The organism is Metabacillus crassostreae (assembly GCF_016908395.1).
GTDB classification, from domain to species: Bacteria; Bacillota; Bacilli; order Bacillales; family Bacillaceae; genus Metabacillus; species Metabacillus crassostreae.
In genome coordinates, this window is the sequence record NZ_JAFBDU010000001.1 from 1,316,103 (window position 1) to 1,329,273 (window position 13,171).

13 protein-coding genes are annotated in these 13,171 nt (G+C 32.9%); 3 read left to right on the forward strand and 10 right to left on the reverse strand.

Features of this window, described 5'->3' with window-relative positions; all coding sequences use genetic code 11:
* Positions 1–356: 356 nt before the first annotated feature.
* Positions 357–1,430, reverse strand: coding sequence for a CAP-associated domain-containing protein (locus JOC75_RS06900; protein ID WP_204953540.1), 1,074 nt, complete (start codon positions 1,428–1,430; stop codon positions 357–359).
* A 465-nt stretch (positions 1,431–1,895) separates the two neighbouring features.
* Here JOC75_RS06900 and JOC75_RS06905 point away from each other — a divergent pair, with 465 nt between their 5' ends.
* The gene (locus JOC75_RS06905; RefSeq protein WP_204953284.1) at positions 1,896–2,252 is read left to right on the forward strand and encodes a YugN family protein; all 357 of its coding nucleotides are present in this window, start codon (positions 1,896–1,898) and stop codon (positions 2,250–2,252) included.
* Between the two features lie 146 nt (positions 2,253–2,398).
* On the forward strand, positions 2,399–3,457 hold the full coding sequence (gene ytvI / locus JOC75_RS06910) for a sporulation integral membrane protein YtvI (RefSeq protein WP_204953285.1): 1,059 nt from the start codon (positions 2,399–2,401) through the stop codon (positions 3,455–3,457).
* On the opposite strand, the gene JOC75_RS06915 is transcribed toward ytvI, so the two are convergent.
* The 9 genes from JOC75_RS06915 to cyoE form a co-directional block, all read right to left on the reverse strand.
* The gene (locus tag JOC75_RS06915) at positions 3,454–3,639 is read right to left on the reverse strand and encodes a hypothetical protein (RefSeq protein ID WP_204953286.1); all 186 of its coding nucleotides are present in this window, start codon (positions 3,637–3,639) and stop codon (positions 3,454–3,456) included. The genes ytvI and JOC75_RS06915 overlap by 4 nt on opposite strands.
* A gap of 32 nt (positions 3,640–3,671) precedes the next feature.
* Positions 3,672–4,193, reverse strand: a complete 522-nt coding sequence (locus tag JOC75_RS06920) for a GNAT family N-acetyltransferase (RefSeq protein ID WP_204953287.1) — start codon at positions 4,191–4,193, stop codon at positions 3,672–3,674.
* Positions 4,194–4,526: 333 nt separating this feature from the next.
* Positions 4,527–4,994: a DUF420 domain-containing protein gene (locus JOC75_RS06925; RefSeq protein ID WP_204953288.1), complete on the reverse strand. Its 468-nt coding sequence runs from the start codon at positions 4,992–4,994 to the stop codon at positions 4,527–4,529.
* 92 nt (positions 4,995–5,086) lie between these two features.
* Positions 5,087–5,986 (reverse strand): cytochrome c oxidase assembly factor CtaG, encoded by a 900-nt coding sequence (gene ctaG, locus JOC75_RS06930; RefSeq protein ID WP_204953289.1) that lies wholly within the window; start codon positions 5,984–5,986, stop codon positions 5,087–5,089.
* A gap of 320 nt (positions 5,987–6,306) precedes the next feature.
* Positions 6,307–6,639 (reverse strand): cytochrome c oxidase subunit IVB, encoded by a 333-nt coding sequence (gene ctaF / locus JOC75_RS06935; RefSeq protein ID WP_146946839.1) that lies wholly within the window; start codon positions 6,637–6,639, stop codon positions 6,307–6,309.
* Positions 6,640–6,643: 4 nt separating this feature from the next.
* Complete coding sequence (gene ctaE, locus JOC75_RS06940; protein WP_204953290.1) at positions 6,644–7,270, reverse strand: cytochrome c oxidase subunit III; 627 nt, start codon at positions 7,268–7,270, stop codon at positions 6,644–6,646.
* Positions 7,270–9,135 (reverse strand): cytochrome c oxidase subunit I, encoded by a 1,866-nt coding sequence (ctaD, locus tag JOC75_RS06945; protein ID WP_204953291.1) that lies wholly within the window; start codon positions 9,133–9,135, stop codon positions 7,270–7,272. The genes ctaE and ctaD overlap by 1 nt, the downstream gene beginning before the upstream one ends.
* 31 nt (positions 9,136–9,166) lie before the next feature.
* A complete protein-coding gene (coxB, locus tag JOC75_RS06950; RefSeq protein WP_204953292.1) occupies positions 9,167–10,246 on the reverse strand; it encodes a cytochrome c oxidase subunit II in 1,080 nt (359 codons plus the stop codon).
* A 101-nt stretch (positions 10,247–10,347) separates the two neighbouring features.
* Entirely contained in the window at positions 10,348–11,268 is a 921-nt protein-coding gene (gene cyoE, locus JOC75_RS06955; RefSeq protein WP_204953541.1) for a heme o synthase, read from the reverse strand.
* Positions 11,269–12,142: 874 nt separating this feature from the next.
* Here cyoE and JOC75_RS06960 point away from each other — a divergent pair.
* Positions 12,143–13,084 carry a COX15/CtaA family protein gene (locus JOC75_RS06960; RefSeq protein WP_204953293.1) on the forward strand — a complete coding sequence of 314 codons (942 nt, stop codon included), beginning with the start codon at positions 12,143–12,145 and terminating at the stop codon, positions 13,082–13,084.
* Positions 13,085–13,171 lie beyond the last annotated feature (87 nt).

The window sequence follows — 13,171 nt, forward strand, 5'->3', positions numbered from 1 at the left end:
ATGTGAATTATGCAAAAGGAAAAGTAAATTGGGAAGAAACTATTATAATGAATTTAACAAAAAAATTTTCATCTGCTCACTTTGTGTCGAGTATGCTGAAAGACGGGCTTATCGAAAAGTTAATTAATTGATTAAATGAAAGACATATTGAAACATTGCTTCAGAAATATAAAAAGGTGAAGATCTCATTTTTTGAGTTTCTTCACCTTTTGTTCACTATTCTTAAATAAAGGATACATTGTATAAAGTCTAATCTTTCTTTTATTCTTAAAGTAGATAAATAAATCCCCTAAAACAGGGCAACTAACAGTGATGCACGATATCTATTTACAAAATTTCTACGTAAGACCTTAACTCTATTTTAACGGTTCCCATGTTTTCAAGAAATTTTGTGTATAGTATAATTCATCAACACCAATTCCTAAGTGGGTAAAATCATCATTTAACATTGTCTCCCGGTGACCTTTAGAATTTAACCAGCCTTCTGAAGCAGCTATTCCATCTACATACTGTGCTGCAATATTTTCCCCAGCCATTTCATACTTTATGTTTAATTGAGCAAGACGGTCTACTAAAGATCCTTCAGTAGGTGATTCATGTGAGAAGTAATTATTAACCTTCATATCTTGGCTATGTGAAAATGCTACATTTGCTGTTTCATCATGCCATTTTAATGGTTGTGCATTATGTCTTAAACGTAACATATTTGTTATGGCTAAAATCTGTTTCTCAGAACCAGTTTCTATTTTGTCCCACTTTTCTTCGGTTATTTCTTCTGGTTCTATTAAATTCCCTCTATAAGTTACTTCATAAGAACGTTGTTTAACAAAGGTTTCAGCATCCATTACACGGACACTTGATAATACTCCATCAAATTTATCTATATACAATTGTACATAAACATCACCTAGTTGTATCGTAGGTCTTGTGTTCATATCTTCTTCTGAAAATTCAAAACGATACGAATTTCCTTCATAATCGAGTGTTAAGCTTGATGTTATTGGTTGTATATTAAAAATATCTTGTAGAGATTGTTCGATAGTAAAAGGCTTTACATTCAGTTCACTACCAATTCCATAAACAGAAACAACTTTTTGATTTAAAATTCCTACTTGAATATATTGTTGACTATCTTGTTCATATATCCACCAATCATAATCATATGCAGAAGGATCAATCCGATCAGGCTCACCCATTAATGCAGTAATTTCCTCTGAAGATTTATTCATAAGAGAAATAATACCTTCCTCTGGTAAAGTAACTTGTTTTTCTTCGACGTTATCTTCTTTAATTGATAACTCTTCGTTTGATATCTGTACATTTTCTTCTTGATGTTGTTCATTGGGTGTATATTGTCCAAAATACATAAATAATGTATAACTAAGAAAAATAATAATAAAAATAATGATTGCTCGTAATAATATTCGAATTTCAAACCCCTCCTTACAACCTCTACTATCATTATATGAAAAATCAGCTTATATATTCTAGTTAAATATGAGTTTTGAGTGTTAAAACTTTTAACAATGATAGAGTTCTTAACTAAATTCTATCTTTTCTAGCAACTATTTCACTTAAAACAGTTTCTTTACTATTATTACCCTAAGTAACTTTTTCTAAAACAATGGTTTAGTATTTTGTTTATAATTATAGGCAAGATATTACTACTTGACAAAAATTAACCTATTGTAAAGATGTCATTATCTATCAAAATAATCATTTTCTTATATACAATCACATGTTTGGCATTGATGTTAATTCTTTTTCATACTATTATTATACAGTAGGCTTATATAATTTACCGTTAGTATACAAAATGAAAGTTTTACTTTATCTTTCAAAGAGATTTAAGCTATAATAAAATTCGTGAAAAGGCTTTAGGAGGGACATTACATATGAAAATAGAAGGTACTGGTTTAGAAGGTCTTACAGTCGATCTTTCTCGTTTAGACGAAATTATGGAAGATGCCGGACTTGTAAGAGCTGGGCAATGGGATTATGAGCGTGTGACTTATGATCGTAAAATTGAAGCAAAAGGAGAAATTTTCTACTTACGTGTTCAAGCTTATGCTGTAGAAGGAGATATCGGTGGTCGTCATGCATTAGTTAAGCTAATGACTCCTTTATTAGGAAAACATTATTACCCGCACGGTGTTGAATATGGTGAAGGTGAGAACTTCCCATCAGCTATTTTAAACACTAGTAAAGGACTTCTAAAACAAGTCTCTGAAGAATTACAAAAAGTACAATAAATCTTATATGTTCATTAAAAGCAAAGGAGAAATTCCTTTGCTTTTTTATTCATAAATCACAAATTTTTCAATGAATTTTCTTTGTTTTCTCATGAATTAAGTAATATAATGTAGAGAGTTAAGTTTAGATAGAGAGGGGCACTATATTGACCACATTGTTAAACAGGCGTAGTCTTTTTATAATCCTTGCAATTGTGATTATAGGAGCTATTGTATTTTTTATTTTACCAATTTCAGTACCACTAATTGTAGCATTTATTACTGCCCTCTTTCTTGAACCAGTTATTAGACTGCTTAAGCATAGAACAAAATTAAATAGACATTTGGCAGTGTTAATTGTATTTCTATTATTTGTTATTTTAATAGGAGTAAGCGGTTATATATTATCAACAAAAGTAATTGGCGAAGTTGTGCAGATCGTTGATAACGCACCTTCTTATATAAATGAAATAACTAAAGTATGGGAAAGCTTCGAAGATGAAATAACAACAACAACTCAGGATCTACCACCAATTGTTGTGGATGAGGTAAGTGATCAAGTCACAAATTTTTTACAAAAAACACGAACTGAACTAACTAGTTATGTGAATATAGAAAATGTCAAAACTATATTTACAAATATTCCAAATTATCTAGTAAACCTTATTGTATACTTAATTGCTTTATTTTTATTTATGTTAGAGCTTCCACGCTTAAAAAAGAAGACATATTCTTATTTAACTGATAAAACCGCTGAAAAAGTATCCTTCATGACTTCAAGGCTAACATATGTTGTTATGGGGTTTATAAAAGCTCAATTTTTAGTTAGTATTATAATTTTTGCCGTCTCATTAATTGGCTTATTATTTATCGCTCCTGAAATAGCTTTAATTATGTCATTGATTATTTGGATTATCGATGTCATTCCTTTAATTGGTTCAATTATCATCATGGGTCCATGGACGCTATATCATGTTATTACTGGGGATGCAGCACTTGCTGCAAAACTCGGGATCTTAACTATTACACTCTTAGTAATTAGAAGAACAATTGAACCAAAGGTTATGGGAACACATATTGGCCTTTCACCTCTAGCGACCCTTATTTCCATGTACCTAGGCTTAAAACTTTTCGGAGTACTCGGATTTTTCATCGGTCCAATGATATTAATTATTTATAATTCAGCACGTGAGGCTGGGCTTATTAAAATTAAATTTAAAATTTAAAAGCAGAAGAATATCTCTTCTGCTTTTACCTTTGGCGCTGTTAAACATTGTTGTTGATTAACTTTACAGGCATTCGTTTCCCAGGAGAAAAGTAACTTTTTGCCTAGGGAAGAATAATGAGAAATCCCAACTGCCGGCTTCTCATTTCTTTCTAGATTATTATCTTTTTTGCTAAAAAACATATTATCTACTTCATGATTAGATCATCACTCCATTATTCACCTTTTTTCTGAATCTCCCATGTTAAAAAATTCCCATCCTTCTTTTTACAAATAAAGCCTAGTTTATTATAAAGTTTAATTGTTTGCTGATGCTCTACCTCGCACTCCATAATAATTTTTTTTACAGCTTGCTGATAAGTTAGCCAATCGATAAATGCATCAATAGCTTCATAGGCAATTGTTTCATCAACATTATCCCCATCTATATGATAACTAAGTTCCACTTCCCCTTCCTTTTCGGGTTTACCCTTCATTAATAAGTCACCAATAATTTTTTTTTGCTCGTATAAAATGATCAACCAAAAACCACAATCAAGATCTTTTTCTTCTTTTTCCATCCTTTCCATACTCTCAATGTAATATGGAATAAATCCTCTTACAACCGATGTTGGCCAGTAAGATGGTATTTCAATAGGAGATCTTTTCTCTAATTCTTTCCGATGAAAAACTAAAGACTTTGCGATATCAAGTGAACATGGAACAATCATTAATCGATTTGTTAAAATTTCAATCAAGCCATTCTCTCCCCTCTTACTAATTTTGTTAATAAAAGAGATACGAATGATTCTTTCATCGCAACAAGGTGAGACGATTCTTCACCTCTAAGCACCCATTCTTTCCTCTAGGAACATTAGTAGTAATCATCTAACAACTAATTATTATTATTACAATTTAGTACCCACACATACTAACCTATCTATACTCATCAGTGCTTTGATCCTAAAAGACTAGCATCTTAAGATAAGTCAGCTATATATAACCTGAAGAGCATTTTTCGAAAAATTTAAAATTAAACAATAAAAAAGGTGGTTTAGAATATTTTATTCTAAACCACCTTCAAATTATGTTTAAAAACCTAAGATTGCTTTTATTACAGATGTAGTTTCCCCACCACTGTAAAACACATAAAGTAATAAATAGACTGCAACACCAGTTATACCAGTAAAAAACCAAATAATACTTGTGTAAGGTCCTAATTTACGATGCTTTTCATAATTCTTTTTATATCCAGTTATTAAAGATATAATTCCAAAAACAGCTCCAATTGTAGCTAATGTAATATGAAATACAAGAAATATTGTATAATAAATTTTAATATCCTCGGGTCCTCCAAAAGCGGTGTTTCCAATAAAAATGGTTCTTGACGCATAGATAACAAAGAAGATAACAGCAAAAACTCCAGCAAGTGTCATGACTTTAATATGTGCATTTATCTTACGCTTTTTAATCAAGTACCAGCCAATTGCTACAAATATAGCACTTAGGACAATAAATGTTGTACTAATCGTAGGTAAAATAGGTAGTGATGAATTCATAAATGTTCCTTTCCTTATCATGAGATAATACGTTTTCATCAATCTTACAAAGCAGATAGAAAACCTGATTAACTTACGTCAGACTTTACATCTTATTTAATCGGATCTAAAGATAAATCTTTATAATCTTGCTGATCTTTTTCACGTTCTTTACGAGCCCACTGGAAGAATATATATGCAAGTATTGTACCATATACAATTTCTTGAATAATCTTCATTAATACTCCGCCTAATTGTTGATCTTCAACTAATGGCAAAGTGTTAAACATATCAGGCCCTGTTAAATTTAAACCAGCTAACATATCTGCAGGAACACATAATTGCAAAGCATTTAACCATGCTTGTGGTTCTGAATATGTTAAGTAAAGCGGTTCTGTAGCAAAAATAATTAAGGCACATGCAGGAGTTAACAAAACACCATCTGCAAAGATATATCCTACTTTTTTAATTCCATTAATAGATTTCCATCCAGGTAATGTATTTAAGAGAGGCCACCACATTGACATGGCACCAACAAAAATAATGGTAGTCATAATCGAATGATAGACAGGATCTGTTTTCACAAAATCAAATACTAACGGTACATGGTAGAGTGAAAATACACCATTAAAGAATATAAGAGCAATAATTGGTTTGGAAAGTAGCTTGAAAACTGGTTTAATGACAGGACGATATAAAATAAATTCCCATAACCAATTTGGTATTCCCAGAATGACTAACGGTGGTACAACTAAATATAAGATAGCCATTTGTGTCATATGAGCACTAAACATAATATGACCTAATAAATCTACAGGACTTCCTTTACTTATATAAAGAGATAAAATGGCAAGTACAAAAATCACTTGCTGTTTTACAGGTACTGGAGTACTATTTTTAAATTTTGTACGCCATGGTCCGATAGCCAAGAAAAACAATGTTGTTATAATTATTAATGTAATTAAGAAATAAGGACTCCATAACGCTCGAAATCCAAATATATCAAAGCTCATCTACAAATCAGCTCCTTAAACTAGTCCTTCCCGACTATTATACACTTCACAATTTAGTCTATCAATGAACGTTCTATGACAAATGAGAAATAACTAGAGAAAGAAGGGATATAAAAAAACATGTGATAAAAGATGAAAAAAATCAGGGATTGAAAATCGATTATTGCTTATACAATAGAGCAATGAAAAAACAATTTTTCCTCACAATCAAAATCATGATGCATGAGATAATCAATCACATCACATATTTACTTTTGATCATAGAACAAAATAAGGACAATCAGCATAAGCCAATTGTCCTTTACTTTTATTTGATTAGATTACCACCAAATAATTGTTACAAACGTTAATACAGTTAGTGCTGCAACACCAACACCAGAATATAAGAATAATGCTGGTGTTTCATGGCCTTTATGGCTCATGTGCATGAAATAGTATAGCTGAAAAATAACTTGAATAACTGCTAATGTGATAATAAATGGAATCTTAAATGATTCACCAATTCCATCATACCCCACTGCAATAAAAGCAACGATTGTTAAGAAAATCATCATTGCAAATGTTACAATTTGATGCTTCATATCTTCTGCATTTTTTTTGCGTCGATATGCCCAATCTACTTTAGGGTTTGCTGAATTATGATTATTTGCCATCAGTTTATCCCACCATTCCCATTAAGTATACAACTGTAAAGATGAATACCCAAACAACATCAATAAAATGCCAGTAAAGACTAGCAACATAATATTTAGGTGCATTATATAAGCTTAAGCCACGTTTTGAATTACGAACGATTAATGTTGTAATCCACAATAATCCGAAAGCAACGTGAAGACCGTGTGTTCCTACTAGTACATAAAATGCTGATCCTAGAGCACTGCCAGTAATTGTGAAGTCAAATTCATGTATATAATGATTGAATTCATAAATTTCAAGCAATAGGAAAGCAAAACCTAATAGAACTGTAATGATTAACCACAATTGCATTTTAGCAAAGTTGAAGTTCTTCATATGATACATTGCGTATACACTTGTTAAACTAGAAGTTAAAAGTAACATTGTAGCTACGAATACAAGTGGAAGCTCAAATAGTTCCTGAGTTGTTGCTCCACCTGCAGTTGATTCTCTTAAAGCAAGAAATGTTGCAAAGAGACATGCAAAGAGTACAGTCTCTCCACCTAGAAATAACCAAAAGCCTAAAAACTTGTTTTTACCTTCGAGGGTAGCTTTTTCAGGCGATGCAGGAAAATTCTCTGCTGTTAATTTTTCTTCAACATTTGCCATTAGGCTTTCCCTCCTTTATCTTCATTAATCAAGTCTTCTTTATGGATATGATATCCGTGATCATCAATGATCGAACGGAAGAACATTGCACCTAATGTAATGATGAAGCCTACAATGATTGCAGCTAAACCCCATCCAAATTCTGCTCGATACATTAAACCAAACGATACAATGAATAATCCAAACGACATAATGAACGGTAAAATTGATCCATTAGGCATATGAATGTCACCAAGTGGTTCAGCTGGTGTCATTTCTTTATTACCTTCCATTTTCTCGATCCAAAGTGGATCAAGTCCACGAACAAGTGGAGTTTGCTTAAAGTTATACTCAGGTGGTGGTGATGGTATTGCCCACTCAAGTGTACGACCATCTTTCCACGGATCGATACCAACCTTTTTACCTTTAACAGATGTAATAACAATGTTAACAAGGAACAAGATTGTTGCGGCTGCCATTAAAAATGCACCGATCGTACTAATAAAGTTAGCATTATCTAAACCTTGACCAGGTAGGAATGTGAATACACGACGTGGCATACCCCATAACCCTAAGAAATGCTGAATAAAGAAAGTTAAGTGGAAACCTGTAAAGAATAATGCAAAAATAATATAGTTTAATTTTTCATTAAGCATTTTCCCAAACATTGTCGGCCACCAGTAAATAGCACCAGCAAATAATGAGAATACTACTCCACCAACAATTACATAGTGAAAGTGAGCTACAACAAAGTAGGTATCATGATATTGATAATCAGCTGCTGCTGCAGCTAACATAACACCAGTTACTCCACCCATAACAAATGTTGGTATAAAAGCAACAGACCAAACCATTGGAGATGTGAATTTAATTGATCCACCCCAAATTGTAAATAGCCAGTTGAAGATTTTAATACCAGTTGGAACCGCAATGGCCATTGTTGCTACCGCAAAGATTGCATTTGCAATTGGTCCCAAACCTGTTGTGAACATATGATGAGCCCACACCATAAAGCCTAAGAATCCAATTAACACTGTTGCAAATACCATTGAAGAATATCCAAATAAACGTTTTCTTGCAAATACAGGTAGAATATCAGAGAAAATACCGAATGCAGGTAAAATCAAGATATAAACTTCAGGGTGTCCAAAGATCCAGAATAAATGCTCCCAGATTACAGTATTACCACCCAATGCTGGGTCAAAGAAAGCAGTACCGAATAAACGGTCGAACATTAGTAAAGCCAATCCTACTGTTAAAGCAGGGAAAGCAAATAAGATAAGTGCAGATGCTACAAATGTAGTCCAAGTGAATAACGGCATACGCATGTAAGTCATACCAGGTGCACGCATATTAATAATCGTTACAAGGAAATTAATACCCGCTATCAGTGTACCTAAACCTGAAACCTGTAGACCAAGTAAGTAAAAATCCACACCATGACCAGGTGAATGTAATGCTAATGATGCATATGATGTCCAACCTGCATCAGGAGCTCCTCCTAAAAACCAGCTTAAGTTTAAGAATACTCCACCGAAGAAGAATAGCCAAAACCCAAGTGAATTTAAGAATGGAAATGCAACATCACGTGCACCTATTTGTAATGGTACAACTGCATTCATTAATGCAAATAATAAAGGCATTGCAGCTAGGAATATCATTGTTGTTCCATGCATTGTTAATATTTCATTATAAAGTCCTGCACTAACAAAGTCATTATCTGGAACAGCCAGCTGAATGCGGATCAGCATCGCTTCTAATCCACCAACAAGGAAGAAGAAGCCACCGGATATCAGGTAAAGGATGGCGATTTTCTTATGGTCAACTGTTGTTAAGTAATCCCATAATGTTGCACCAATCCCCTTTTTCTGAGTTAACGTGCTCACAGTGTTACCTCCCTTTTCATTTTACAAAAAATTAGTTACTAGAGACTTTAAGTCCCATTAAGTATTCTGTAAGAGCATCAAGCTCCTGATCTGACAATTTCGGATAAGTATTAGTCATCTTATTGCCAGGTTTGTATGTTTCTGGGTCTTTTAACCAATTGCGAATATTTTCAGCGTCATTTGGTAGAATACCCGCTACACGTGCACGTTCACCAAATGTTGCTAAGTTAGGTGCAGTTCTTGCTGCTGCAGGACGTTCGTCAGTTGGAGAAACTGCATGACAAGCAATACATCCTTTTTCTTCAAATAATTGTTCTCCTTGTACAGCTAAATCAGTTGAAGCTACTGCTTGAGCACCTTCCATATCAGAGATCCATTGGTCAAATTCATCTCTTGATACTGCTTTTACTTTAAAATCCATTAAACCATGTGATGGACCACAAAGTTCAGCACATTTACCGTAGAAATATTCACCGGCTTGGTCTGCTCTTTCAGAATCGAAAGATAACCACATTTGGTTCACGTTATCTGTGTTTGTATCCATCTTACCACCGGCAGAAGGAATCCAAAAAGAGTGCTTAACATCAGAAGCAATTAAGTTGAAATAAACTTTTTCATCTGTTGGAACAATTAAGTCTTGACTAGTTATAACTCCGTAGTCAGGGTATTCAAATTCCCACCAGTATAAATTTGCTCTTACATTTACAACAATCGCATCTTCCGCTTTTCGATTTTCATCATCAATAGCATCCACTTCTGCAAGTTTAAATGTTGCAGAAACAACTGGAACTGTTAAGACTAGTAGTAAAAGAATTGGTATAACAGTCCAAATAATTTCAAGTTTATGATTTCCTTCCACTTGAACAGGAATGTTGTTTTCTTCACCTTTACGTCTACGGAATTTAACGACAACATAAATGAAGATTACGGTTACGACTGCAATGACCACAACCATTATAAGTGTACTAAGCACCATTAGGTCGTATTGCATATCCGCTACTTCTCCAGCAGGTTTAAGTGTGGAAAGAAACGGTTCCCCACAGCCGGCTAAGAAAAGCGTCAACATTGCAAATAATGGAAGCAGACGCCATTTTGTCAGCCATTTTCTCATAGCTTAATCAAACCCCTCTTTCAGTAATTTAAAATTCCTATTATTTTAAAAATAAGGAACCCTTTTTATAAATAAATTCTTTTTAAGAAAGAATTTCAACATTAGACAATGGTAAATAGCACCATTGAGACGAACAAGATGGTTAAATAATTAATGGAATATACAAACATTTTTGTTGCCCATTTCATCTCTTGTTCCTTGTTTTTGAAGTTTTTAATTCCTAGGACAATCCAACCAATATTCAACAAAGTCGCTAAGATTACAAAGCCGATACCTAGTTCATACAAATAAAATGGTAAAGGTAATAAACATAAAATCCATACCATAATCTGGCGCTTAGTAATATCAAATCCATGAACGACTGGAAGCATCGGTATATTAGCAGCACGGTATTCTTCAGTTCTTCTCATAGCAAGTGCAAGGAAATGAGGTGGCTGCCAGATAAACATAATAAGAAATAACACCCAAGCTACAACACTTAAGTTTGCATCAATCGCTGCCCAGCCAATTAAAGGTGGTACTGCACCAGAGACACTACCAATCACAGTGTTGATGGTATAAAGTCGTTTAGACCACATTGTATAAAGGAAGACATATGTTACAACACCAACTAAAGAGATTAGTGTTGCAGTTAATGTCGTCATTAACATAAACATAAAACCAATTGTTAACAAAAAGATTCCTATCCATAAAGCATGAATTGGATTCATTTTACCTGTAACCGTAGGTCTATCTTTCGTTCTTTCCATAAGATGATCGATATCTCTGTCATAATAGTTATTAATTGCACATGAACCAGCAATAACAAGCGAAGATCCAATCATAGTAAATAATACAATATCTATATTTGATAAAAACCCTTTACCGCTAAAGTAAAGCGCTAGCCAAATACCAGTAAATGTAGTTATTGCGTTAGAATTAACAATCCCTACTTTTATAAGAGCCAAAAACTCTTTCCAAAGTGTTGTTTCACGTATATCAGCAGAATGCTGCTTAAGAGTAGCATCATCCAAAGCTTTCATGTTAGCCAATTCTTTACCTCCTTACTCCTAGTTATTCTTAGATGTTCCATTTTTCTTTTTGTTTTCACAAGAATTTCTAGCAGCAATTAAATTCTAATTCAAGAACTCTTTCATTTGTTGATCCATCATTGATTTCTTATGAAGGCGGTTGCAACAAGTGAATTTTCTATATCCTATGATACTAAAAAATAAATGAATTAAAAATGGTCTACTTGAAATTAAAACATAATTACTAATACATTTGTGAACAAATTATGAAGTATATTTGTCGAAATTGTGAAGAAAGAAATTCAGTCAATTTCTATCAAAACAAATTTAGACATCAAGCCTAGTCTATTTTAACATAAATTGCTGAGCAAATCTTAGGAAAAAATAAGTTATTTATTGAATTCATTTTCCAATTTGTTATTTACTATAACATTACCTATCTATTTCTAGCAAAATAAGACCAAATATTCAAGCCTTTTGTATGAAGTTATTCATACTTTACACGTTACTCTCTTTCTAGTTAGGTTAAACTAATATTGATTTATAAAATTATATTTGTTCTTTAAGCAATGTCAGTTTTGTTATCAAGTTATTCATTGAAATACGATGAATAAAAAAAGTCCTTCTGTAAAGAAAATTACCATCTAAACTAATTATCTATTACAAACTTTGTATTAAACAGTATAAATAAGTAAATCATTATCACTTAGTATGATTGTCAATACATTAATTATTCAAATAACTAATTTACGAAGAAGTAGTTTAAAGATCCAATAACTTTGTGAACATTTCAGTTATTTTATTGTCTTTTTTTGCTACATTGTGTACTATCTAAAAGTATTTACTATTTAACGTTACCATTTTACTATATAAGTAGGTGAACATTTTGCAACACGCTCTAAAATGGTTTGCCGTTTTTACAACACTCATTATGGTCGTTGTTTTATTAGGCGGAGCCTTAGTAACAAAAACTGAGTCAGGTGCAGGGTGTGGAGATTCTTGGCCATTATGTCATGGTGAACTTATACCTAGTGATATTACCTTTGAGCTTATAGTCGAGCTAAGCCACCGTTTAGTTAGTGGACTTGCTGGCTTTACTGTTCTAATCCTATCTGTATGGTCTTGGAAAAAGATAGGTCATATTAGAGAAACAAAATTCCTTGCATTATTATCAGTATTTTTCCTAGTATTACAGGCTTTAATTGGTGCCGCAGCTGTAATGTGGGGACAATCTGATGCAATACTAGCTCTTCATTTTGGTATTTCTCTTATTTCTTTTGCATCCGTCTTATTGTTAACTTTATTAATTTTTGAAATTGATAAAAAATTTGATGCTAAATCTCTTGTTATCAATAAAGATATGAAATTCCATATGGTAGGAATAATTGTATATTCTTATGTAGTTGTTTATACCGGAGCATACGTTAGACATAAAGGTGCTAGCCTCGCTTGTCCTGAATGGCCACTTTGTAGCAACAGGGCTGGTGGTTTACCCACAACATTACATGAATGGATACAGATGGGACACCGATTTGCTGCAGGAATAATCTTCATATGGATCGCTTATGCAGCTTGGCGTGCAATCAAGCATTACAAACATGAAAAAGTTATTTATTGGGGCTGGATTATTGCGTTTATATTAGTTTCTATGCAAGTAACTTCAGGTGCTTTAGTTGTCATCACTGGTTTGAACCTATATATTGCACTTGTTCATGCTTTGATTATTTCTTGTCTTTTTGGTCTCTTAAGTTATTTCTTATTACTTGTTAGTCGAAGCAATACTAACATTGAGGTAGATTCATCATCAGATCAATCTCTAACAAAATAAAAAATGGAAACCTCCGCGGTTTCCATTTTTTATTTTGTTGACTTTTTATTAAATTTGTTTGAGTTTCTCTACAGACATTTCTTGCTG

Coding starts and splice junctions, on each gene's coding strand:
- cyoE (WP_204953541.1), bottom strand. CDS start 11,268: ATGAAAGCTTTGGATGATGCTACTCTTAAGCAGCATTCTGCTGATATA.
- coxB (WP_204953292.1), bottom strand. CDS start 10,246: ATGAGAAAATGGCTGACAAAATGGCGTCTGCTTCCATTATTTGCAATG.
- ctaF (WP_146946839.1), bottom strand. CDS start 6,639: ATGGCAAATAATCATAATTCAGCAAACCCTAAAGTAGATTGGGCATAT.
- JOC75_RS06925 (WP_204953288.1), bottom strand. CDS start 4,994: ATGAATTCATCACTACCTATTTTACCTACGATTAGTACAACATTTATT.
- JOC75_RS06905 (WP_204953284.1), top strand. CDS start 1,896: ATGAAAATAGAAGGTACTGGTTTAGAAGGTCTTACAGTCGATCTTTCT.
- JOC75_RS06915 (WP_204953286.1), bottom strand. CDS start 3,639: ATGTTTTTTAGCAAAAAAGATAATAATCTAGAAAGAAATGAGAAGCCG.
- ctaE (WP_204953290.1), bottom strand. CDS start 7,270: ATGGCAAATGTTGAAGAAAAATTAACAGCAGAGAATTTTCCTGCATCG.
- ctaG (WP_204953289.1), bottom strand. CDS start 5,986: ATGAGCTTTGATATATTTGGATTTCGAGCGTTATGGAGTCCTTATTTC.